Origin of the sequence: Kitasatospora sp. A2-31, assembly GCF_022288725.1 — a bacterium.
Lineage (GTDB): Bacteria > Actinomycetota > Actinomycetes > Streptomycetales > Streptomycetaceae > Kitasatospora.
The window spans coordinates 123,401-144,640 of sequence record NZ_JAKNTA010000006.1 but is presented as its reverse complement, the minus strand read 5'-3'; the positions used below and the strand labels follow the sequence as shown (position 1 = coordinate 144,640).

22 protein-coding genes and 1 tRNA gene are annotated in these 21,240 nt (G+C 72.3%); 14 read left to right on the top strand and 9 right to left on the bottom strand.

Annotated elements, in window-relative coordinates; translation table 11 throughout:
* Positions 1-105: 105 nt before the first annotated feature.
* The 6 genes from MCM47_RS18625 to MCM47_RS18605 all read left to right on the top strand — a co-directional run bounded on the left by MCM47_RS18625 (position 106) and on the right by MCM47_RS18605 (position 4,518).
* A complete protein-coding gene (locus MCM47_RS18625) occupies positions 106-681 on the top strand; it encodes a DUF2017 domain-containing protein (RefSeq protein WP_238862778.1) in 576 nt (191 codons plus the stop codon).
* A gap of 198 nt (positions 682-879) precedes the next feature.
* Positions 880-2,331: an amino acid permease gene (locus MCM47_RS18620; RefSeq protein ID WP_238862777.1), complete on the top strand. Its 1,452-nt coding sequence runs from the start codon at positions 880-882 to the stop codon at positions 2,329-2,331.
* A 65-nt stretch (positions 2,332-2,396) separates the two neighbouring features.
* Positions 2,397-2,819, top strand: coding sequence for a Mov34/MPN/PAD-1 family protein (locus tag MCM47_RS18615; RefSeq protein ID WP_238862776.1), 423 nt, complete (start codon positions 2,397-2,399; stop codon positions 2,817-2,819).
* Between the two features lie 147 nt (positions 2,820-2,966).
* On the top strand, positions 2,967-3,086 hold the full coding sequence (locus MCM47_RS44030; protein WP_313763949.1) for a putative leader peptide: 120 nt from the start codon (positions 2,967-2,969) through the stop codon (positions 3,084-3,086).
* A gap of 104 nt (positions 3,087-3,190) precedes the next feature.
* Entirely contained in the window at positions 3,191-3,469 is a 279-nt protein-coding gene (locus MCM47_RS18610; protein WP_238862775.1) for a MoaD/ThiS family protein, read from the top strand.
* Between the two features lie 80 nt (positions 3,470-3,549).
* A complete protein-coding gene (locus tag MCM47_RS18605) occupies positions 3,550-4,518 on the top strand; it encodes a PLP-dependent cysteine synthase family protein (protein WP_238862774.1) in 969 nt (322 codons plus the stop codon).
* Between the two features lie 61 nt (positions 4,519-4,579).
* Here the strand turns inward: MCM47_RS18605 and MCM47_RS18600 are convergent, their stop codons facing one another.
* Complete coding sequence (locus MCM47_RS18600) at positions 4,580-5,041, bottom strand: type II toxin-antitoxin system PemK/MazF family toxin (RefSeq protein WP_238862773.1); 462 nt, start codon at positions 5,039-5,041, stop codon at positions 4,580-4,582.
* A gap of 184 nt (positions 5,042-5,225) precedes the next feature.
* Between MCM47_RS18600 and MCM47_RS18595 the strand changes: the two genes are divergently transcribed.
* Entirely contained in the window at positions 5,226-5,417 is a 192-nt protein-coding gene (locus MCM47_RS18595) for a MerR family transcriptional regulator (protein WP_238862772.1), read from the top strand.
* A gap of 185 nt (positions 5,418-5,602) precedes the next feature.
* Positions 5,603-6,349 (top strand): MBL fold metallo-hydrolase, encoded by a 747-nt coding sequence (locus MCM47_RS18590; protein ID WP_238862771.1) that lies wholly within the window; start codon positions 5,603-5,605, stop codon positions 6,347-6,349.
* A 181-nt stretch (positions 6,350-6,530) separates the two neighbouring features.
* On the opposite strand, the gene MCM47_RS18585 is transcribed toward MCM47_RS18590, so the two are convergent.
* From MCM47_RS18585 to MCM47_RS18570, 4 genes are all read right to left on the bottom strand, one after another.
* On the bottom strand, positions 6,531-7,817 hold the full coding sequence (locus MCM47_RS18585; protein WP_238862770.1) for an LLM class flavin-dependent oxidoreductase: 1,287 nt from the start codon (positions 7,815-7,817) through the stop codon (positions 6,531-6,533).
* Positions 7,814-8,902 carry an LLM class flavin-dependent oxidoreductase gene (locus tag MCM47_RS18580; protein ID WP_238862769.1) on the bottom strand — a complete coding sequence of 363 codons (1,089 nt, stop codon included), beginning with the start codon at positions 8,900-8,902 and terminating at the stop codon, positions 7,814-7,816. The genes MCM47_RS18585 and MCM47_RS18580 overlap by 4 nt, the downstream gene beginning before the upstream one ends.
* A gap of 536 nt (positions 8,903-9,438) precedes the next feature.
* A complete protein-coding gene (locus tag MCM47_RS18575; RefSeq protein ID WP_238862768.1) occupies positions 9,439-10,698 on the bottom strand; it encodes a PTS transporter subunit EIIC in 1,260 nt (419 codons plus the stop codon).
* 799 nt (positions 10,699-11,497) lie between these two features.
* Complete coding sequence (locus MCM47_RS18570) at positions 11,498-12,787, bottom strand: PTS transporter subunit EIIC (protein WP_238862767.1); 1,290 nt, start codon at positions 12,785-12,787, stop codon at positions 11,498-11,500.
* A 403-nt stretch (positions 12,788-13,190) separates the two neighbouring features.
* Between MCM47_RS18570 and MCM47_RS18565 the strand changes: the two genes are divergently transcribed.
* The 4 genes from MCM47_RS18565 (at position 13,191) to rdgB (ending at position 15,619) form a co-directional block, all read left to right on the top strand.
* The gene (locus tag MCM47_RS18565; protein ID WP_238862766.1) at positions 13,191-13,424 is read left to right on the top strand and encodes a glucose PTS transporter subunit EIIB; all 234 of its coding nucleotides are present in this window, start codon (positions 13,191-13,193) and stop codon (positions 13,422-13,424) included.
* Positions 13,425-13,668: 244 nt separating this feature from the next.
* The gene (gene rph, locus MCM47_RS18560) at positions 13,669-14,394 is read left to right on the top strand and encodes a ribonuclease PH (RefSeq protein WP_238862765.1); all 726 of its coding nucleotides are present in this window, start codon (positions 13,669-13,671) and stop codon (positions 14,392-14,394) included.
* A 177-nt stretch (positions 14,395-14,571) separates the two neighbouring features.
* The gene (locus MCM47_RS18555) at positions 14,572-14,976 is read left to right on the top strand and encodes a hypothetical protein (protein ID WP_238862764.1); all 405 of its coding nucleotides are present in this window, start codon (positions 14,572-14,574) and stop codon (positions 14,974-14,976) included.
* A 37-nt stretch (positions 14,977-15,013) separates the two neighbouring features.
* Positions 15,014-15,619, top strand: a complete 606-nt coding sequence (rdgB, locus tag MCM47_RS18550; RefSeq protein WP_238862763.1) for an RdgB/HAM1 family non-canonical purine NTP pyrophosphatase — start codon at positions 15,014-15,016, stop codon at positions 15,617-15,619.
* Between the two features lie 68 nt (positions 15,620-15,687).
* Here the strand turns inward: rdgB and MCM47_RS18545 are convergent.
* Both MCM47_RS18545 and MCM47_RS18540 read right to left on the bottom strand, forming a co-directional pair.
* Positions 15,688-15,770, bottom strand: a tRNA-Leu gene (locus tag MCM47_RS18545).
* A gap of 7 nt (positions 15,771-15,777) precedes the next feature.
* The gene (locus tag MCM47_RS18540; RefSeq protein ID WP_238862762.1) at positions 15,778-16,497 is read right to left on the bottom strand and encodes an HNH endonuclease signature motif containing protein; all 720 of its coding nucleotides are present in this window, start codon (positions 16,495-16,497) and stop codon (positions 15,778-15,780) included.
* 220 nt (positions 16,498-16,717) lie between these two features.
* Here MCM47_RS18540 and MCM47_RS18535 point away from each other — a divergent pair, with 220 nt between their 5' ends.
* A complete protein-coding gene (locus MCM47_RS18535) occupies positions 16,718-19,162 on the top strand; it encodes a chitinase C-terminal domain-containing protein (RefSeq protein WP_374209162.1) in 2,445 nt (814 codons plus the stop codon).
* Between the two features lie 87 nt (positions 19,163-19,249).
* On the opposite strand, the gene MCM47_RS18530 is transcribed toward MCM47_RS18535, so the two are convergent.
* Positions 19,250-19,960: a hypothetical protein gene (locus MCM47_RS18530; protein ID WP_238862761.1), complete on the bottom strand. Its 711-nt coding sequence runs from the start codon at positions 19,958-19,960 to the stop codon at positions 19,250-19,252.
* A 204-nt stretch (positions 19,961-20,164) separates the two neighbouring features.
* Entirely contained in the window at positions 20,165-20,641 is a 477-nt protein-coding gene (bcp, locus tag MCM47_RS18525; RefSeq protein ID WP_238862760.1) for a thioredoxin-dependent thiol peroxidase, read from the bottom strand.
* 164 nt (positions 20,642-20,805) lie between these two features.
* Between bcp and MCM47_RS18520 the strand changes: the two genes are divergently transcribed.
* Positions 20,806-21,123, top strand: coding sequence for a DUF3618 domain-containing protein (locus MCM47_RS18520; protein WP_238862759.1), 318 nt, complete (start codon positions 20,806-20,808; stop codon positions 21,121-21,123).
* Positions 21,124-21,240: the final 117 nt, after the last annotated feature.

Here is a 21,240-nt window from a genome sequence, read left to right as displayed (position 1 = left end):
GCGACGCGCCGGCACGGCCGGGCGGCGCCCCCGCGCCCCGCACGGCACCACCGCACACCACCACCGAAGACGACCGAGACGACGAAGACGGGCTGACCGATACAGATGGCTGGGTTGTTCGAGAGTGCCGGCGGCGGCAGCGCGGTGATCGCGCTGGACGAGTGGGAGGCCTCGATCCTCCGCTCCCTGGAAGTGCAGCTGCTGGAGCGGATCGGCCCGGGCCCGGGCGGCGAGGGCGGTGACCCGCTCGCCGCACTGTTCGCCGAGGGCCCGACCGAGGCGCCCGCCGACCCGGCACTGGCCCGGCTCTTCCCCGACGCGTACGGGGATCCGTCGGAGCGGCCGGACGCCGAGAGCAAGGCGGCGTCCAGCGAGTTCCGCCGCTACACCGAGCTCGACCTGCGGGCCCGCAAGCGCGAGGACGCGCTCCAGGTGGTCCGGACGCTGGACGGGCTCGGCGGCGAGGGCGGGGTGCTCAAGCTGCCCGCGGCCGACTGCCTGCGCTGGCTCGGCGCGCTGAACGACCTGCGGCTGACCCTGGGTGTGCTGCTGGACGTCACCGAGGAGGACGAGCAGGGCCTCTACGACCTGCCGGACACCGACGAGCGCAAGCCGCTGGTGATGGCCTACCTGTGGCTGGGCGCCCTGCAGGAGTCGCTGCTGGAGGCGATCGCGGACTGATCCCGCGGCCCGATCCTGCCCGGTTCTCCGGGCGCCCCGACCCCCTGTCCGCATGCTGGACGGGGGGTCGGGGCGTATCCGTCCGAATCGGGCGAAACCATGCGACTCCATGCTCAAATGTCGCTCAGATGGTCACCGGTATCCGGACCGGGCGTGGTACGACTGCTAGCCCCAAGAGACCACCAGGACGGTGCAACCATGGCCGAGCAGCTGTACGACGAAGAGGTCCGTACCGGGCCCGCCGCGCAGGACGAGGAGGGCTACCAGCGGGGGCTGGGCGGCCGCCAGATCCAGATGATCGCCATCGGCGGCGCGATCGGAACCGGCCTCTTCCTCGGCGCCGGCACCGCGATCTCCAAGTCCGGCCCCAGCCTGATCCTGTCGTACGCCGTGGCCGGCGTGGTGATCTTCGCGATCATGCGGGCGCTCGGCGAGCTGCTCACCTACCGCCCGGTCTCCGGCAGCTTCGCCGAGTACGCGCGGGAGTTCCTCGGCCCGTTCGCCGGCTACGTGACCGGCTGGACGTACTGGCTGTTCTGGGTCGTCACCGGCATGGCGGAGACCACCGCGGCCGCCGTCTACGTGAAGTTCTGGGCGCCCGGCATCCCGCAGTGGGCCAGCGCCCTCACCTTCCTGGTGGTCCTCTACGCGGCCAACCTCATCTCGGTGAAGCTGTTCGGCGAGATCGAGTTCTGGTTCTCCATGGTCAAGGTCACCGCCATCATCGGCATGATCCTGATCGGCATCGGCGTGCTCACCCTCGGCTTCAGCGACGCCGGTGACACCGCCTCGGTCAGCCACCTCTGGGCGGACGGCGGCTTCTTCCCCAAGGGCATCGGCGCCACCGTGATGACCCTGCAGATCGTCATGTTCGCCTACCTGGGCGTCGAACTCGTCGGCGTCACCGCGGGCGAGAGCGAGGACCCGCAGAAGACCCTGCCGCGCGCCATCAACACCCTGCCGTGGCGCATCGCCCTGTTCTACATCGGTGCCCTGGTGGTCATCCTCTCGCTCGTCCCGTGGACCGAGTTCCAGCCCGGCGTCAGCCCGTTCGTCGCCGCCTTCGGCAAGATCGGCATCCCCGCCGCGGCCGGCATCATCAACTTCGTGGTGCTCACCGCCGCGCTCTCCTCCTGCAACTCCGGCATGTACTCCACCGGCCGGATGCTGCGCGACCTCGCGCTGCGCGGCCAGGCCCCCAAGGGGCTGACCACGCTCAACTCCCGCCGCACGCCCGCCGCCGCGATCACCCTCTCCTGCGCGCTGATGGGCCTCGGCGTGCTGCTGAACGCCTTCGTCCCGGCGCGGGCGTTCGAGTACATCACCTCGGTCGCCACCGTCTGCGGCCTCTGGACCTGGGCGATGATCCTGATCAGCCAGATCCGCTACCGCCGGGCCTGGACGAGCGGCCGGCTGCCGGCGCCCACCTTCAAGGCGCCCGGCGGCGTCTGGAGCAGCTGGGCCGCGCTCGCCTTCCTCGCCATGGTGGTCGTGCTGATCGCGCTGGACGAGGACAACCGGATCTCGCTCTACGTCTTCCCCTGCTGGGCCGTGGTCCTGGTGATCGGCTACCAGGTGCTCAAGCGCCGCCGCCCGGAGGCCGTCGACGCCGTCGCCCCCGACCAGCTGCGCTCCGGGAGCGGCAGCTGACCGACAGGTGGACCACGCCGTGGACACCCGGCGGGCAGCCGCCGCGGCGTGGCTATCCTGACCGCATGCTGACCATCACTCGAGAACTGCGCGACGCGATCGTCGCCCACGCCCGCGCCGACCACCCGGACGAGGCCTGCGGTGTGGTCGCCGGACCGGCCGGCACCGGTCGGCCCGAGCGGTTCGTCCCGATGCTCAACGCCGCCCGCTCGCCCACCTTCTACGAGTTCGACTCGGGCGATCTGCTCAAGCTCTACCGGGAGATGGACGAGCGGGACGAGGAGCCCGTGATCGTCTACCACTCGCACACCGCGACCGAGGCCTACCCGTCGCGCACCGACGTGAGCTACGCCTCCGAGCCGTTCGCCCACTACGTCCTGGTCTCCACCGCCGAGGGCAACGGCCCCGACGACCCGTACCAGTTCCGCTCGTTCCGCATCGTGGACGGCGAGATCACGGAGGAAGACGTCCAGGTCGTCGAGGCCTGAGCGGCCTGGCCGGCACCCACCTGGACGCGGCCCGCGGACCCTCCCCGAGCGGTCGGCGGGCCGCTTCGTCTCACCAGGGGAAACGGAAACATCCGGATCCCGAGACAGGCATGTTCCCGCAGGGCCGGGAATCTATACGATGAGCCCATGCGTTCCGTCGATGTGAGCAACCAGGCCCCGGGCACCCGCCTCGTGGCGCGCCTGCACATCGACCTGTGCCGGCACGCCGGCGCGATCTGTCCCCGCACGCCGGCGCGCGCTCGCTGAGCAGCCCGCCCAGGCCCGCCGCAGGCCTTGCGCCACGGGCCCACCCAGCCCTGCCGCGACCGCTGCGGCCCATCCCACCTCACGACTCGCACAGGAGCGCACCCATGGCCATCGAGGTCCGCATCCCGACCATCCTCCGCACCTACACCGACGGCGCCAAGGCCGTCGAGGGCACCGGCAGCAACCTCGGGGAACTCTTCCAGGACCTCGACGCCCGCCACCCGGGCATCGCCGCCCGCCTGCTGGAGGGCGGCGAGCTGCGCCGCTTCGTCAACGTCTACCTGAACGACGAGGACGTCCGCTTCCTGGAGGGCATCTCCACCGCCGTCGCCGACGGCGACAGCGTCACCATCCTGCCCGCCGTGGCCGGCGGCGCCCGCTGACCCCCGCGCCCCCGCCCGCCGGCCGCGCGGGCGGGGACGCGGCCGCCCCGAACCCTCACCGCCGTTGCCGGAGGCCCCCCTTGCGTTACGACAGCCCGCTCGAAGCCGTCGGCAACACCCCGCTGGTCCGCCTGCCACGCATCTCCGCCGCCGTCCCCGGCAACACCGAGGGCCTGGTCACCCTCTGGGCCAAGCTGGAGGACCGCAACCCCACCGGGTCCATCAAGGACCGCCCGGCGCTGCACATGATCGAGCGCGCCGAGGCCGCCGGACTGCTCACCCCCGGCTGCACCATCCTCGAGCCCACCAGCGGCAACACCGGCATCTCGCTCGCCATGGCCGCCAAGCTCAAGGGCTACCGCATGGTCTGCGTGATGCCCGAGAACACCAGCGAGGAGCGCCGCGAACTGCTGCGCATGTGGGGCGCCGAGATCATCCCCTCCCCGGCGGCCGGCGGCTCCAACACCGCGGTGCGGATGGCCAAGGAGATCGCCGCCGAGCACCCCGACTGGGTGATGCTCTACCAGTACGGCAACCCGGACAACGCCGGCGCCCACTACGCCACCACCGGGCCGGAGATCCTCGCCGACCTGCCGACCGTCACCCACTTCGTGGCCGGCCTCGGCACCACCGGCACCCTGATGGGCACCGGCCGCTTCCTGCGCGAGAAGGTCCCCGGCGTGCGGATCGTCGCCGCCGAGCCGCGCTACGACGACCTGGTCTACGGTCTGCGCAACCTCGACGAGGGCTTCGTCCCCGAGCTGTACGACGCCGAGGTGCTCACCACCCGTTTCTCGGTCGGCTCCGCCGACGCCGTCCGCCGCACCCGCGAACTCCTCCAGCAGGAGGGCATCTTCGCAGGCGTCTCGACCGGCGCCATCCTGCACGCCGCGATCGGCGCCGGCCGCAAGGCGGCCGCGGCCGGGCAGCGCGCGGACATCGTCTTCGTCGTCGCGGACGGCGGCTGGAAGTACCTCTCCACCGGCATCTACACCGCCGAGTCGACCGAGGCCGCGGTCGAAGCCCTGCAGGGCCAGCTCTGGGCCTGACGCCCCCGGGCGCGAGCCCCGTCCGGGGCGCCGGCCCGAGCCCCCCGCGATCCCGGCGCGCTCAGGACCGGACGGCCCGCTGCGCGCGGGCCCAGATCTGCCGGTCCACCTCACCGGCCCGGCGGCGGAAGGCGCCGAGCGGCACCTCGCGCAGCTCGTCCGTCTCCAGCCAACTGCTCCGGCCCTGGCGGTCGCCCACCGAGCCGGGCGGCAGCGGCAGCACCCCCGGACGCTCGGCGTGGTGCTTACTGGTGATCTTCGCGACGGTCGCGGTCCGACCGTTCACCCGCAGCACCAGGCAGGGGCGGTCCTTCGCCCCGGGGCCGTCCTCGAACGGCACCTCCGCCCACCAGATCTCCTGCGGCGCCGGGCCGTCCGCCCGCCTCCGCTGCGGACGCGACCGCGGCGGCGCCGTCGGCGCGGGTGCCCGGCGTTCCGGCCGGCGTGCCCGCCACCGAACCGCTGTCACGGCGCCCACCGCCGCGGCGACCGTCCAGAGCCCGAGCCACCAGTAGTTGGTCATGCGGCGAACCGTACCGGGCACCCACCCGCCGCCACCACCGTCGCCGGCGTGACATTCGGTGATTTGTCCGCGTCGCGATCCCGGTTCGTCACGGTATGACCACAGCGCCCGTTCTGCCGTGGCGCCGCCGCGGGCGCCGGAAAGGCTGATCGTGCACGCCCCCACGCACCGCGGAGGTGACCCCGTGAGCCGCAGCACCGACCTGTGGTCGTACGCCGAGATCGCCCGCCACATCAACGTCCAGCCCGAGACCGTCCGCAACTACCGCCGCCACGGGCTGCTGCCCGACCCCGACGTCGTCGACGACGGCGGGCACCCCCGCTGGTACGCCGACACCATCCGCGCCTGGGCCCGCCGACGCCCCGGCCACCGCTGACCAGCCGCTGCGCCCCGGTCCCGGCGTTCTGGTGATTCCAGCCACAGCGCGGCACGGAGACGGGGGCAAAGTGCCCCTCCGCCCTTACCCTCGACACACGCGAGGGCAGTGCTACCGGCCGGTTCACCCGGCCCGCACTGCCATGACCAGTGGCAGCCAGGACGTGTCGGGGCGGAGGGGCTCGGATGAAACTGACCGTGGTGGGGTGCTCGGGGAGCTTCCCGTCCGCCGACTCGCCGTGCTCCAGCTACCTCGTGGAGGCCGACGGCTACCGCCTCGTCCTCGACCTCGGCAACGGCGCCCTCGGCGCCCTGCAGAAGTACGCCGACATCTACCAGGTCGACGCCGTCCTGCTCAGCCACCTGCACGCCGACCACTGCGTGGACCTGTGCGCCTACTGGGTCGCCCGGAACTACCGCGCCGAGGGGTGCCCGGATCCGATGCCCGTCTACGGCCCGGCGGGCACCGCCGAGCGGCTGGCCCGCGCCTACGACATGCCGGAGAACCCCGGCATGAAGGAGGTCTTCGACTTCCGCACCCTCACGCCCGGCAGCTTCGACCTCGGTCCGTTCCGGATCGGCGTCGCCCAGGTCAACCACCCCGTCGACGCCTTCGCCTTCCGGATCGAACACGCCGGCCGCAGCCTCGTCTACTCCGGCGACACCGGCGAGAGCGCCGAACTCGTCGAGCTCGCCCGCGACACCGACCTCTTCCTCTGCGAGGCCGCCTACATCGACGGCCGCGACACCTACCGCGCCGTCCACCTCAACGGCCGCGAGGCCGGCGAGCACGCCACCGCCGCGGGCGCCCGCCGGCTCGTCCTCACCCACATCCCGCCGTGGACGGACGCCGAACGCAACCGCCGCGACGCCGAGGCCGCCTACGCCGGCCCGGTCGACGTCGCCCGGGCCGGGGCCGTCTACCGGATCTGAGCGGTCGCGGTGGCCTGGCGCGCGCCGGGTGGATCGTTGGCTCGGTCAACTTCCCTACGCTGTAGGGGAGTTCCACTCTCGGCCGGCGTGCGCCGCGGTCCAGCCGGCGCAGGTGCTCGGGCAACCGGAACACGCCGGGCCGTCCGCCGGGACCCGGGTCCGCGGGCGGAGGCCCTCCGGCTCAGCGCCGCCCGGGCACGGGCAGGCCGAGGTGCTCGCGCAGGGTCGTCCCGGTGTACTCGGTGCGGAACACGCCGCGCTCCTGCAGCAGCGGCACCACCCGGTCGACGAAGTCGTCCAGTCCGCCCGGGGTGAGGTGCGGGACCAGGATGAAGCCGTCCGCCGCGTCGTTCTGCACGTGCGCGTCGAGCTGGGCGGCGATTGCCTCCGGCGTACCGACGAAGGACTGCCGGCCGGTCACCTCGATCACCAGTTCGCGGCTGGTGAGCCGCTTCTCGGCCGCCACCGCCCGCCACCGGGCGGCGATCTCGCGGGGATCGCCGAGCCTGGTCCGGCCCTGGACGACGGTGCTGTCCACCACCGGATCGGCGGCGGGCAGCGGCCCGTCCGGGTCGTGGTCGGAGAGGTCGATGCCCCAGATCTGTTCCAGGTAGGCGATCGCCGTCCGCGGTCCGACCTGGGCGCGGCGGATCTCGGCGGCGCGCTCGGCCGCCTCGTCCTCGGTGTCGCCGAGGACGTAGGTGACGCCCGGCATGATCTTCAGCTCGTCCGGCTTGCGCCCGTACGCGGCCAGCCGTCGCTTGACGTCGGCGTGGAAGGCCCGGCCGGCGGCGAGGGTGGAGTGCCGGCTGAACACGATGTCGGCGGTCGCGGCGGCGAACTCCCGCCCCTCGTCGGAGTCCCCCGCCTGGATCACGACCGGGTGGCCCTGCGGGGGCCGGGGCAGCGAGAGCCGGCCCTCGACGTCGAACTGCGGGCCGCGGTGCCGGACGGTGTCACCCTCGGCGTCCCAGAACTCCCGCGCCAGCTGGACGAATTCGGCGGCGCGGGTGTACCGGTCGGCGCGGTCGAGGTAGCCGCCGCGGCGGAAGTTCTCCCCGGTGAAGGCGTCCGAGGAGGTGACCACGTTCCAGGCCGCCCGGCCGCCGGAGAGGTGGTCGAGCGAGGCGAACCGCCGCGCCAGTTCGTACGGCTCGTTGAAGGTCGCGTTGACCGTGGCGGCGAGTCCGAGGCGGCTGGTGACGGCGGCGAGCGCGTTCAGCACGGTGATCGACTCGGGCCGCCCGACCACGTCCAGGTCGTGGATGCGGCCCTTGACCTCGCGCAGCCGCAGCCCCTCGGCGAGGAAGAGGAAGTCGAACAGCCCGCGCTCGGCGGTCTCGGCGAGGTGCCGGAAGGAGGAGAACTCGATCTGGCTCCGAGACCGCGGATCGGTCCACACCGTGGTGTTGTTGACGCCGGGGAAGTGCGCGGCGAGGTGGATCTGCTTGAGCGGTCGGTCCGTCATCGGGTCACCTCGAAGGCGGTGGTGGCGGTGGTGGCGGTGGTCGCCGTGGTGGCGGCGGAGGCGGCCGAGGAGGCCGCGGGCACGGCGGCGGCGAGGCCGTAGCGACCGGCCGGGCGGTCCAGGCCGAGGTGGTCGCGCAGGGTCCGGCCGGTGTAGCCGCTGCGGAAGAGGCCGCGCCCGCGCAGGGCGGGGACGATCAGATCGGCGACGGCGGTCAGGTCGCGGGCGGGCTCGGCGGGCACCAGATGGTAGCCGTCGACGCCGCCCGCGCCCGCCGTGAGCTCATCGGTCAGGGCGGCGACCGCGGCCTCGTCGGGGAGTTCGGCGTCCAGCCGGGCGAGGATCCGCGGGCCCTCGCCGGCCCGCAGCCGCAGTTCGGTGGCGGCTGCCAGCCGGGCCGCCCGGTCGGGGGCGTCCAGCAGCACGACGTCCGCGTAGCGGGCGGCGGTCTCCACCCGGGCCCGGCTGCCGGCCGGGGCGTCCGGCGCGAGGTCGGCGGCGGCGACCGCCACCGCCAGCACGGGCCGGCCCTGCGGTGGCCGCGGGGTGATGGACGGGCCGCGCACCGAGAAGTGGGCGCCCTCGAAGTCGATGTAGTGGAGCTTGTCGCGGTCGATGAACCGGCCGGTCGCGGCGTCGCGGATCTCCGCGTCGTCCTCCCAGCTGTCCCAGAGCCGCACGGCGACCTCGGCGGCCTCCGCGGCCTCGGCCCAGAGCACGTCGGCCGGTGCGACGTCCTTGCGGCCGAAGGCCCTGGTCTCGGCCTCGGTGTCGGAGACCCCGACCAGCCAGCCGGCCCGGCCCTCGCTCACCCAGTCCAGCGTGTTGACCGAGATGGAGGTGTGGAACGGCTCGGTGTGGGTGGTGGTCACGGTCGGAACCAGGCCGAGGCCCCGCGTCAGCGGAGCGATCCGGGCGAAGGTGGCGAGGGCGTCGAGCCGGCGCGGTTCGGGGGTGTAGGAGTCGTCGAGGGTGACGAAGTCGAGGGCGGCCCGTTCGGCGAGGCGGGCGAGGGCCGTGAAGTGCCCGGCGTCGAAGTGGCCGGGGCTGTCGAGGGCGGCGGAGAGGTGCAGCTGGCGGGGCATGGTGAGGCCTTGACTTCCTCGTGCGGGGGCGCGGGTGCGCGCGGGAGCGCAGACGGGTACGCGGCGGCGGCCCGGAGGTGCGGGCGGACCCGGGACGGGAGGCGGGCCGGGCGCGGCGGGACGTCAGCCGGGCGGCGGCGGGGGAACGGTCAGGTCAGGCGCAACACGCCGCCGACCACACGCGACCGAAGTCGATGTGGCTGCGGGAGACCAGGATGCGCCGGGCGTTCACCGGATCAGTTGACCAGCGATCTCGTCGGTTCGTCAACCGTCGTCTCAGCCGTCGTCTCAGCCCTCGGCTCGGTGGAGGACCCACGGCGGACCGACGGCGGACCGACGACGGAACGGCCGCGGACCGGCCGTGGTCGCCCCCGCCCGCGCCCGGACCGCGCCCGGAGCAGCGCCCGGCCCGGCGCCCCGAACGCGGAACGGCCCCGCCCGGCCCGGCGCCCCGAACGCGGAACGGCCCCGCCCCGCCGCCTGGGGGAGCAGGCGGCGGGGCGGGGCCGTGAGCGGCGTCGGGGAGCTGACGGGCGTTAGGCCTTCGTCACGTCCTCGATCTCGTCGTCGTCCTCGCGACCGGGGGTCTTGAGGTTGAACCTGACGATCGCGAAGCGGAACACGAAGTAGTAGATCGCGCCGAAGACCAGACCGATCGGGATGATCAGCAGCGGCTTGGAGGCCAGGTGGAAGTTGATCGCGTAGTCGATCAGGCCGGCCGAGAAGCTGAAGCCGTCGTGGACGCCGAGGGCCCAGGTCACCGCCATCGAGACGGCGGTCAGGACGGCGTGCACGGCGTAGAGCGCCGGGGCGATGAAGAGGAAGGTGAACTCGATCGGCTCGGTGACGCCGGTGACGATGCTGGTGAGGGCCAGCGAGGTCATCATGCCCAGGACGACCTTGCGGCGCTCCGGACGGGCGGCGTGGGCGATGGCCAGCGCGGCGGCGGGCAGCGCGAACATCATGATCGGGAAGAAGCCGGACATGAACTGGCCGGCCGTCGGGTCGCCCGCCAGGAAGCGGTTGATGTCGCCGTGGACGGCGGTGCCGTCGGCGGCGGTGTAGTCGCCGGTCTGGAACCACGCGTACGTGTTGACGAACTGGTGCATGCCGATCGGGATCAGCGCGCGGTTGATCAGGCCGAAGATGCCGGCACCGGCCGCGCCCGCGCCCACCAGGCCGTCGTTGACGTGGGAGATCGCGTCACCGATCGGCTGCCAGCAGAGGCCGAAGAGGATGCCCAGGCCGGTGCCGACGAAGGCCATGATGATCGGCACCAGGCGGCGGCCGTTGAAGAAGCCCAGCCAGTCCACCAGCTTGGTGCGGTGGAACTTCTGCCAGAGGATCGCGGAGAGCAGGCCGACGACGATGCCGCCGAGCACGCCCGGGTTCTGCGGTTCGCCCTTCGGCAGGGCCGCCGTGACGGTGCCGTCGGCCGGGAACGCGGTCAGCACGTTCTTGAAGACGAGGTAGCCGACCAGCGCGGCGAGCGCGGTGGAGCCGTCCGCCTTCTTGGCGTAGCCGATGGCGATGCCGACGCAGAACAGCAGCGGCAGGGCGCCGGTGATCGCGGTGCCGGCGGCGCCGAAGACCTCGACCAGCTTCGCCGGGAAGTGCCAGCTCTCGTGGACGTCCGGCTGGCCCAGGCGAGCCAGCAGACCGGCCGCGGGCAGCACGGCGATGGGGAGCTGGAGGCTGCGGCCGACCTTCTGGAGGCCGGGCAGGAGGCCGGAGCCGAACTTCTTGGTCTTGGCCGGAGCCGCGGCGGGCGCCGGTGCCTGCGCAGACTGACTCATGGGGGTGGGTTCCTAACGGCAGGGCGGGTCGGTCGGGGGTAGGTGCACAGGGGGCCGAACCGCGAACTGGTCTACACCACACGTGGTGTAGACCAGTTTTGTAGCACGGGCGGGGAAGGGGGGGAACCCTCGAAAGCGGTGTCGGCGGGAAGCGCTATGAAATCGAAACCTACCCGCGGAACGACGATCATGATTACCGGCGGTGATTGGGATTTTGGCTATTTGCGCAACAAAAAGGCCCGGGTGCCGGCGGGGCCCGGTCGGCGGGCCCGGCGGTGCGGGGACGGCCGGGCGGTGACACCCGGGCGGGGATGGGCCGCGGCCGCCCCCGCCTCCCGGCGGTCGCGGCCGGGCGGGTCTGCCGCGGCCCATCCCCGCCCGGCCGGAGGCCCGGCTCGCCGCACCCCGGAGTCCGGATTCCCCCCTGGACCCGTGGCGGCGGAGTCGAAGGCTCCGTCCCGTTCGCTCCGAGAAACCCGTGGCGGCGCCCGTGGGGAACCGTGGCCGCCGATTGTCGGTCGGTCCGGCGCGCGCCGGCGGGCGATCATTCCCCCACCCGGCCGGCGTGCCGCGGACCCTGCCTCCCGGGCCGGGTCGCAGCCCCGCCCGGCGCCGCCGCGGCACCGTGCGGGCGGCGCCGCGGCCCGCCCGGCCGCGCCGTCCGGGCCGCCGCCGAATTCCCCGCCGGGGAAATGCCGGTGTTCCGGACATTCGGCCGAACCGCTGTTCCGGAAATGGCGAAGCCCCCCGGCCGAACGCTCCGGGGGCCGGTCGCGGACAATGCGCGGTGACGCTCGGTTTATGCCTTCGTCACGTCCTCGACCTCGCTCTCGTCCTCGCGTCCGGGGGTTTTCACGTCGAATTTCACGATGATGAAGCGGAACAGCGCGTAGTACACGACGGCGAAGCAGGCCCCGATCGGGAGGATCAGCCAGGGCTTGGTGGCCAGCCCCCAGTTGAGCGCGTAGTCGATCAGGCCGGCCGAGAAGCTGAACCCGTCGTGGACCCCGAGCCCCCAGGTGATCGCCATCGACGCACCGGTCAGCAGGGCGTGCACCGCGTACAGGGCGGGCGCGATGTAGGCGAAGGAGTACTCGATCGGCTCGGTGATGCCCGTGACGAAGGAGGTCAGGCCGACCGAGAGCATCAGGCCGTAGATCTCCTTGCGGCGGTGCGGCTTGGCGGCGTGGGCGATCGCCAGCGCGGCGGCGGGCAGGGCGAACATCATGATGGGGAAGAATCCGGAGGTGAACTGCCCGGCCGTCGGGTCGCCCGCCAGGAAGCGCGGGATGTCGCCGTGGACGACGGCGCCGTCCGGCTTGGTGTAGTCGCCGAACTGGAACCAGAGGAAGAAGTTCAGCAGCTGGTGCATGCCGACCAGCAGCAGCACGCGGTTGAGGACGCCGAAGATGCCGGCGCCGACCGACCCCAGGTCGGAGAGGTGCTGGCTCAGGTCGGTGAGGGTGCGGCCGATCGGCGGCCAGACCCAGACCGAGAGGCAGGCCAGCAACAGGCCCGCCACGGCGGTGATCATCGGCACCAGGCGGCGGCCGTTGAAGAAGCCCAGCCAGTCCACCAGCCTGGTGCGGTGGAAGCGCATCCAGAGCCAGGCCGAGATCAGGCCCAGCAGGAGGCCGCCCAGCACGCCCGGGTTCTGGTAGACCGCGGCCGCGGCCTTGGCCGAGGTGAAGTCGATGCACTGGTCGCTGATCAGCACCGTCGGCGGCTTGCACTTCTCGGGGAAGGCCTGGAGCACCTCGAAGTAGACGAGGAAGCCGACCACCGCCGCGAGCGCCGTCGAGCCGTCCGCCTTCTTGGCCATCCCGATGGCGACGCCGACGCAGAACAGCATCGGCAGACCGAAGGAGGAGTCCAGCAGGGCTCCGCCCGCCGCCGCGAAGACCTTGGCCACGTTGTCCCAGCCCAGGCCGTCCGGGCCGAAGACGTCGGGCTGGCCGAGCCGGTTGAGGATGCCGGCCGCCGGGAGCACCGCCACCGGCAGCTGCAGCGAGCGGCCCATCTTCTGGAGCCCGCCGTAGAAGGTGTGCCACCGCGTGGTCCGCGGGGCCGCGGCGCCTGCCGAACTCATCCGTCGCCCTCCGAGCAGCTGCCGGCCGCGGATCCCCCGGTCGGGGCCGCCGGGCGGGGCTCTGGAACCACCGGGGCCCTTCCTGCGTTCATCGGAGTACACATATATTGGTGTAGACCACTTTTCGGTACGCAGGCCGCGCGCGCCGGGACGAAGCCCCGCTGATCGCCATCCTCCGGCGAAGATCCATACGGTGCGCGCCGAAATGGGCCAAAAGTGGACTAACGTGGCAGACCGGTCCAGATCGGGTGATGCTTGTCGCGCCGCCGTGCGGCGCGACGGCGGCTGAATCCGCGTCAGCACCGGTACCGACCCGCCACCGGCCTCCGGCCGGGGGTACCCAGCACAGCGCAGGACGGCACCCGGCAGATCAGCCGGCGGGCCGAGACAGAGGGAGAGACAGATGGCCAGCAAGGCTGAGAAGATCGTCGCCGGTCTGGGCGGCATCGAGAACATCGAAGAGGTCGAGGGCTGCATCACCCGCCTGCGCACCGAGGTCAAGGACGCCTCCCTCGTCGACGAGGCCGCGCTGAAGGCCGCCGGCGCCCACGGCGTCGTCAAGATGGGCACCGCGATCCAGGTCGTCATCGGCACCGACGCCGACCCGATCGCCGCCGACATCGAGGACATGATGTGAGCTGAGCCCCTCGGCCCGCCGCGCGGCTCGTCACCCGGCTGCTCGCACCGGGCTCGCCGCCCCCGCCGCCCCCGCTGCGCCCGGGACGCCCGGGACGCCCGGGGCCCCCGGGCACCGCGCTCGGACGCGCCGCCGCCGGCCCGCCCGCCCTCCGGGGCCGGCGGGCCGGCGCCTTTCGGAGCACGATCGCGGACCGGTCGGGGCGAACCCGGAGCACCCGGCGGAGCGGCTACGCTCGGTGCCTATGTCACGCATCGACGGCCGCACCCCCGACCAGCTCCGCCCCGTCACCATCGAACGGGGCTGGAGCAAGCACGCCGAAGGCTCCGTCCTCATCTCCTACGGCGACACCAAGGTGCTGTGCACCGCCAGCGTCACCGAGGGCGTCCCGCGCTGGCGCAAGGGCAGCGGCGAGGGCTGGGTCACCGCCGAGTACTCCATGCTCCCGCGCGCCACCAACACCCGCGGCGACCGCGAGGCCGTCAAGGGCCGGATCGGCGGCCGCACCCACGAGATCAGCCGCCTGATCGGCCGCTCCCTGCGCGCCGTCATCGACCACCGCGCGCTGGCCGAGAACACCATCGTGCTCGACTGCGACGTCCTCCAGGCCGACGGCGGCACCCGCACCGCCGCCATCACCGGCGCCTACGTCGCCCTCGTCGACGCCGTCTCCTGGGCCCGCGAGAAGAAGATCCTGCGCGCCAAGGGCCAGCCGATCACCGGCGGCGTGAGCGCCGTCAGCGTCGGCATCATCGACGGCGTCCCCATGCTCGACCTCCAGTACGAGGAGGACGTCCGCGCCGAGACCGACATGAACATCGTCTGCACCTCCGACGGCCGCTTCGTCGAGGTCCAGGGCACCGCCGAGGGCGCCCCCTTCGACCGCGCCCTGCTCGACCGGCTCCTCGACCTCGGCACCCTCGGCTGCGCCGAGCTGGACGAGATCCAGCGCAAGGCCCTGGAGGGCTGACCCCCCTTCACGTCGCTCCCTCCTGCCGCACCCCGCTTCACCACCGGCTCTCCGCGGTCCGGCGTTTACACGCCGGGCCCGGAGACCGTACGGTTCCCGCAGCACACCGTTGCGGGAACCGCGAGCCCCCTCGCGCGCGTCCGTCCCCTACGGAACCTGCGCCCCGAGGAGGACCTGATGCCCGACAGCATCACCCGCGCCGGCATCACCCGCCCCGCCGCCCTCGCCGTGGCCGCGCTCATCGCCGTCCTGCCGCTCAGCGTGGTCAGCTGCTCGGCCGTCCAGAAGGCCATCGACTGCGGCAACACCGCCGTCACCATCACGGGCGACGTCAACGACGTCGTCTCCGCGTTCAACAACGCGAGCAACGACGCCGCCGCCGCCGGGCAGTCGCTGCAGAAGCTGAAGAACGACCTGGACCAGCTGGGCAAGAACTCCTCGAACACCGACGTCGCCAAGGCCGTCACCGACCTCAACACCCAGGTCGACAAGCTCCAGCAGGCCGTCAACAACAAGCAGGTCCCGGACCTCAAGCCGCTGGGCGACGCCGCCGGCAACCTGACCAAGGTCTGCACCGGCTGACGCCGGGCCCCGGAGACCGGGCGGTTAGGGTGGGTTCATGTCCACCCGTCTGATTCTCGCCACCCGCAACCAGCACAAGGTCGCCGAGCTCCGGGCCATCCTGGGTGACGCCGGCCTCGACGTCGAACTGGTCGGCGCCGACGCCTACCCCGAGGTCCCGGACGTCCCCGAGACCGGCGTGACCTTCGCCGAGAACGCGCTCCTCAAGGCCCACGCGCTCGCCCGTGCCACCGGCCTGCCCGCCGTGGCCGACGACTCCGGCCTCTGCGTGGACGTGCTGAACGGTGCCCCCGGCATCTTCTCCGCCCGCTGGGCCGGCAAGCACGGCGACGACCGCGCCAACCTGGAGCTGCTGCTCGCCCAGCTCTCCGACATCGACGCCGCCCACCGCGGCGCCCACTTCTTCTGCGCGGCCGCCCTCGCCCTGCCCGACGGCACCGAGCGCGTCGTCGAGGGCCGCCTCCTCGGCACCCTGCGCACCGCGCCGTCCGGCGACGGCGGCTTCGGCTACGACCCGATCCTCCAGCCCCTCGGCGAGACCCGCACCTGCGCCGAGCTGACCCCGGCGGAGAAGAACGCCATCAGCCACCGCGGCCAGGCCTTCCGCGCCCTGGCCCCGGTGGTGAAGGACCTGCTGGGCTGAGGCAGCCTCTGGCAGCCGAAGGCCCGCTCGAAGATCTTCTTCGAGCGGGCCTTCGATTCAAAGGCTCGTGCGGCCTGAGGGATTCGAACCCTCACGGGATTTCTCCCACGGGCACCTAAAACCCGCGCGGCTGCCATTTCGCCAAGGCCGCATGGCCTTCAGTCTAGGGGCTTGTCCCGGGCGCGGACACCGCCATTTCGAGGGGGGGCGTCGCCCTGGCCGACCTCCAGGGCCGGCTCGCGCCGCCTGCTCCTGTTGCGGCCGCAGTAAGTCTCGGTGACGGCGTGGCAGTTCGGGCAGAGCAGCCGGAGGTTGCAGGGGCGGTTGTCGGACCAGTCCCCGCTGATGTGATCGACCTCCAGGGTCAGCCGACGCCCTTGCCACTCGGGGCCGGTGCCGCAGCCCTCGCACAGCTCGGGTCGACCGAGTTCCGTCAGGGCCCGCCGGATCCGCCCGCCCGGCAGCCGTTTGGCGTCCCACGGGCGGCGGGTGAGGAGCCGTTCGGCCGGAATGCGGGTGGGGCCCGGCTTGCCGCGGCTGTGCGCCTGCCCGGTGAAGTGCGAGATGTCGATGCCCAGCGCCTTGATCCGGCGGCCGATGTGAGCCTGGGTGCCACCGGCCTGGCGCTGGTTGAGGTACCGAACGACGCCGGCGACGCTCTGGCAGGCGGAGACCGCTTCCGTGAGGACCTCGCGGGTGTAGACGCTGCCAGTGCGCCGGAAGTGCGACGTGTCGATCGCGTACTCGGTCAGCTTGCGGCGCAGGTACTTGCGCCGGTCCTTGTTCGGCTCCTTGCCGAGGGCGGTGAGCATCTCGTCGAGCGAGGCCGCCGTCGCCGCGGTGGCCGCGAGCAGTTCACGCGTGTACTTGATCGTCATGGTCGTCCCCCTTCGGGCTGGTGTGCGCCCGTCCCCGGTCGGTGAACGATCGGCGCGAGGATCGGTCACGGCCTCGCCGGGAGGAAACTGACGATCAATTGGTACAGACCTATTGACCTATGTGGTTCAGACCACATACGTTCGGCGCCAATTCTGCATTCCCCCACGTGCGTGCTCCCCCACAGGCACGCGCCGACACTCTCTCCCGGAGGACCGAGTGTTGATCCGAAGCACGGCGACGCGGCGTCCCCCCGCCGACCGCCGCTCCACGAGCCCGGCCGCCCGCGCCGGCCTGGCCTCGCTGGCGGCCGCCGGCCTGGCCGGCCTGCTGATGGCGACGCTGGGCGCCGCGCCCTCGCAGGCGTCCGCCGCCGTCGACAACGCGGCCTGTCGCCCCGACGGGCTGTACCAGACCCCCGGGGTCGACGTCCCGTACTGCAGCGTCTACGACAGCGCCGGCCGCGAGAAGATGGGCGCCGACCACCAGCGCCGCATCATCGGCTACTTCACCGGCTGGCGGACCGGCAAGGACGGCACCCCGCCCTACCTGGTGAGCGACGTCCCCTGGGACAAGGTCACCCACCTCAACTACGCGTTCGGGCACGTCGGCGGCGACAACAGGATCTCCGTCGGCACCGACAACGACAAGAACGAGGCCACCGGCATCTCGTTCCCGGGGGTGCCCGGCGCCGAGCTGGACCCGTCGCTGCCCTACAAGGGCCACTTCAACCTGCTGACGAAGTTCAAGAAGCAGTACCCGAACGTCAAGACCATGATCTCGGTGGGCGGTTGGACCGAGACGGGCGGGTACTTCGGCGACGACGGCAAGCGCGTCAACTCCGGCGGCTTCTACTCGATGACCGTCAACCCGGACGGCAGCGTCAACCAGGCCGGCATCGACACCTTCGCCACCTCGGCGGTCGACTTCATCAAGAAGTACGGCTTCAACGGCGTCGACATCGACTACGAGTACCCGACCTCGATGAAGGACGCCGGCAACCCGCTGGACTGGCAGCTCGCCAACGGCAAGCGCGGCTCGCTGGCCAAGGGCTACGCGGCGCTGATGAAGACGCTGCGCGAGAAGCTGGACCGGGCCGGGGCCGCCGACGGCAGGCACTACCTGCTCTCGGTCGCGGCCCCGTCGTCCGGCTACCTGCTGCGCGGGATGGAGACCTTCCAGGTCGCGCAGTACCTGGACTACGTCAACATCATGTCGTACGACCTGCACGGCGCCTGGAACAAGTACGTCGGCCCGAACGCCTCGCTGTTCGACGACGGCAAGGACGGCGAGCTGGCGGCGGCCAACGTCTACGGCACCGCGCAGTACGGCGGGATCGGCTACCTGAACGCGGACTGGTCGTACCACTACTTCCGCGGTGCGATGCCGGGCGGCCGGATCAACGTCGGTCTGCCGTACTACACCCGCGGGTTCAAGAACGTCACCGGCGGCACCAACGGCCTCTGGGGCACCGCGTCCACCAACACCTGTCCGGTCGGCTCCGGCCTGACCACCTGCGGTGACGGCGCGGTCGGCATCGACAACATCTGGAACGACAAGGACGACGCGGGCAAGGAGTCCCCGGCCGGGTCGAACCCGATGTGGCACGCCAAGAACCTGGAGAAGGGCGTCGTGCCCGACTACCTCGCCAAGTACGGCGTGACGGACACCGCACTGCAGGGCACCTACACCCGCAACTACAGCTCCGCCCTGGTGGCGCCGTGGTTGTGGAACGACACCAAGAAGGTGTTCCTCTCCACCGAGGACGAGCAGTCGGTGGCCGCCAAGGCGGACTACATCGTCGACCGGGGCGCCGGCGGTGCGATGATCTGGGAGCTGGCGGGCGACTACAGGTGGGACGCGGCCGCCAACGGCGGCAAGGGCCAGTACGTGCCGGGCTCGACGCTGACCTCGGTGATGTACGACAAGTTCAAGGCGGCCGCGCCGTACGGCGCCGTCCGGTCGACCACGGCGCTGCCGCAGCAGACCCTGCCGGTCGACGTGTCGTTCACCAACTTCGCGCTGGGCGACTCGAACTACCCGATCAACCCGAAGATCCACATCGTCAACAACTCGACGCTGACTCTGCCGGGCGGCACCGAGTTCCAGTTCGACTACGGCAACTCGGCCCCGGGCAACGCCAAGGACCAGTCCGGCTTCGGCCTCACCGTCATCAAGCAGGACAACCCCGGGCCGGGCAACGTGGGCGGTCTCAAGGGCACCTACAACCGGGTGTCGGTGAAGCTGCCGGGCTGGCAGTCGCTGGCGCCGGGCGCGTCGATCGACATGGACTTCGTCTACTACCTGCCGGTGTCGACGCCGTCGAACTGGACGGTCAACGTCGGCGGCACGCTGTACGGCCTGAAGGGCGATCTGACGCGCGGCGCGGTGGACGGGAGCACGCCGCCCACCACCCCGCCGACGACGCCGCCGACGACGCCGCCGACGACCCCGCCCACCACCCCGCCGACGACACCGCCCACCACCCCGCCGACCACCCCGGCCGGCTGCGCCGGCGCTCCGAGCTGGGACGCGGCCACCACCTACGCGACCACCACCAAGGTGTCGTGGAAGGGCCACTACTACCAGAACAAGTGGTGGACCAAGGGTGAGGACCCCTCGCTCAGCGGAGCCTGGGGAGTCTGGAGCGACCTCGGGGCCTGCTGATCACGGCGGTCCGCCGAGGTGAGGAACGGCGGTGGCGGTGCACCCGGTCGGGGGGTGCGCCGCCACCGCTGCGTCGTGCCGGCGTGCCTACTTCTCGACGTCCGCCCGCATCTTCGCGAACAGCCCGGCCGCATCGGCGGGCGTGGTCTTCGGGAAGAGCGCCACCCCCGCGGTGGAGGCGTCGGACCAGCCGCAGATGACGTCCGTGGTGGCGGCCTCGGGCAGTTGCAGGCACTCCAGCGAGCCGCCGAGCGGCCCCGCCGGGTACGGCTCGGCGGTGGTCGGGGTGCCGGTGGAGCCGTGCTGCAGGGCGTAGTCGATCAGGCCGCGCCAGAGGTGCTCGCGGCGCTTGGCCGGGTCCTCGGGGACGTTGTCCACGGCGACCAGCAGGATCCGGCGGCCGGAGGTCTGGCCGGGCCGGTCGAAGTTCGAGACCACCAGGTGCATGGTGTCGCGCATCTCACCGGGGTCGATGGCGACGTCGGAGACGGCGTCCGGGCCGGTCGTCCTGGCGAGCCCGCCGGCCGTCTTCGCCTCGACCACCTGGCGCTTGCCGGCGGGGGCGGAGGCGCTGCCCGTCGGCTTCGCCGTCACGGTGGGCGCACCGGTGGCGGCAGGCGCACCGGTGGAGGTGGGCGCAGCCGTGGCGGCGGGCGGGGCGGCCGCGGTGGGCGTGGTGGTGGCTGCCGGTGCGGTGGTGTCGGAGTTCTCGGGCCCGCAGGCGGTCAGGGCGAGGGCGGCGGTGACCGCTCCGACGACGGCGAGGCGGGTGGCGTACCCGGATCTGGCGCTCTGCACGCGGCTCACTCCTGTGACGAGGACGGACCCGGCCGGTGGGCCGGGTGACCCGGGTGGTTCGGACCCGGTGAGCAGCACGCTAGGGGCGGCGGGGGTCGCTCGTCAGGGATCTCGCGGAGCGCGGACAGCACCGGGACACGGCGGTGACGAAGTGACACCGGCCGTGCCCCGGCGGGGGTCCGGTCAGGCCCGGAGGGCGTCCGGTCAGGCCGCCTCGACCTTGAGGTCGCGCAGCAGCTTGGCCACGTGGCCGGTGGCCTTGACGTTGTAGAGGGCGCGCTCGACCTTGCCCTGCTCGTCGACGACGACGGTGGAGCGGATCACGCCGACGTACGTCCGGCCGTAGTTCTGCTTCTCGCCGTACGCTCCGTAGGCCTCCAGGACGGCGTGGTCCGGGTCGGAGAGCAGGGTGACCTTGAGGTCCTCGGCCTCGCGGAACCTGCCGAGCTTCTCGGGCTTGTCCGGCGAGATGCCGATGACGTCGTAGCCGGCGCCGGCGAACACCTCCAGGTTGTCGGTGAAGTCGCAGGCCTGCTTGGTGCAGCCGGGGGTGAGCGCGGCGGGGTAGAAGTAGACGATCACCTTGCGGCCGAGGTGGTCGGCGAGGGACACCTGGTTGCCGTCGGCGTCGGACAGGCTGAAGGCGGGCGCGGTGTCGCCGGGCTGGAGTCGCTCAGACACGGGGGACTCTCCTGGTGCGTGGACGGGTGGTCGTACCACCGCAAACTTACCCCCGTTGGTGGGTGGGGCCGCGCGGCCGTGCGGCGCAGCTGACAGACTGGGTCAGTCGCACAGGACAACATCAGTGAATTGGGGTGGCCCGAGTGGGCGAGGCGAGCAAGGACATGGCGACGCGGACGACCGCCCAGATCGAGGCGGACATCGCCCGTACCCGCACCCAGCTGGCGTCGACCCTGGACGAGCTGGCCATGCGCGTGCACCCGAGCACCATCTCCGCCCAGGTCAAGGCCAGGGCCGTGGCCACGGTGGAGGAGAAGGCGGGCCGGGCCTACGTGGCGGCCAGCGGGCTGGTCGAGAAGGCGAAGGCGCAGTTCGTCGACGACAAGGGGCAGCCGCGCAAGGAGCGGATCGTCCCGGCCGCGCTGGTCGGTGTCGGGCTGGTGCTGCTGGTGGCTTCGTCCGGCAAGCGCCGCAAGGGCTGAGCGGGAGGTCGTCGGGGCCGGGCGCCGGTGGTGCCCGGCCCTTCCGCATGCCGGGCCAGCGTCACACCGCCCGCCCGGGAGCGGTACCTTCGGGGACGTGAGTACGAACGACGAACC

Excerpts from the sequence above, each read along its gene's own strand:
- MCM47_RS18625 (WP_238862778.1), top strand. The coding sequence starts at position 106 with ATGGCTGGGTTGTTCGAGAGTGCCGGCGGCGGCAGCGCGGTGATCGCG.
- MCM47_RS18620 (WP_238862777.1), top strand. The coding sequence starts at position 880 with ATGGCCGAGCAGCTGTACGACGAAGAGGTCCGTACCGGGCCCGCCGCG.
- MCM47_RS18615 (WP_238862776.1), top strand. The coding sequence starts at position 2,397 with ATGCTGACCATCACTCGAGAACTGCGCGACGCGATCGTCGCCCACGCC.
- MCM47_RS44030 (WP_313763949.1), top strand. The coding sequence starts at position 2,967 with ATGCGTTCCGTCGATGTGAGCAACCAGGCCCCGGGCACCCGCCTCGTG.
- MCM47_RS18610 (WP_238862775.1), top strand. The coding sequence starts at position 3,191 with ATGGCCATCGAGGTCCGCATCCCGACCATCCTCCGCACCTACACCGAC.
- MCM47_RS18600 (WP_238862773.1), bottom strand. The coding sequence starts at position 5,041 with ATGACCAACTACTGGTGGCTCGGGCTCTGGACGGTCGCCGCGGCGGTG.
- MCM47_RS18590 (WP_238862771.1), top strand. The coding sequence starts at position 5,603 with ATGAAACTGACCGTGGTGGGGTGCTCGGGGAGCTTCCCGTCCGCCGAC.
- MCM47_RS18585 (WP_238862770.1), bottom strand. The coding sequence starts at position 7,817 with ATGACGGACCGACCGCTCAAGCAGATCCACCTCGCCGCGCACTTCCCC.
- MCM47_RS18580 (WP_238862769.1), bottom strand. The coding sequence starts at position 8,902 with ATGCCCCGCCAGCTGCACCTCTCCGCCGCCCTCGACAGCCCCGGCCAC.
- MCM47_RS18575 (WP_238862768.1), bottom strand. The coding sequence starts at position 10,698 with ATGAGTCAGTCTGCGCAGGCACCGGCGCCCGCCGCGGCTCCGGCCAAG.
- MCM47_RS18570 (WP_238862767.1), bottom strand. The coding sequence starts at position 12,787 with ATGAGTTCGGCAGGCGCCGCGGCCCCGCGGACCACGCGGTGGCACACC.
- MCM47_RS18565 (WP_238862766.1), top strand. The coding sequence starts at position 13,191 with ATGGCCAGCAAGGCTGAGAAGATCGTCGCCGGTCTGGGCGGCATCGAG.
- rph (WP_238862765.1), top strand. The coding sequence starts at position 13,669 with ATGTCACGCATCGACGGCCGCACCCCCGACCAGCTCCGCCCCGTCACC.
- MCM47_RS18555 (WP_238862764.1), top strand. The coding sequence starts at position 14,572 with ATGCCCGACAGCATCACCCGCGCCGGCATCACCCGCCCCGCCGCCCTC.
- rdgB (WP_238862763.1), top strand. The coding sequence starts at position 15,014 with ATGTCCACCCGTCTGATTCTCGCCACCCGCAACCAGCACAAGGTCGCC.
- MCM47_RS18540 (WP_238862762.1), bottom strand. The coding sequence starts at position 16,497 with ATGACGATCAAGTACACGCGTGAACTGCTCGCGGCCACCGCGGCGACG.
- MCM47_RS18520 (WP_238862759.1), top strand. The coding sequence starts at position 20,806 with ATGGCGACGCGGACGACCGCCCAGATCGAGGCGGACATCGCCCGTACC.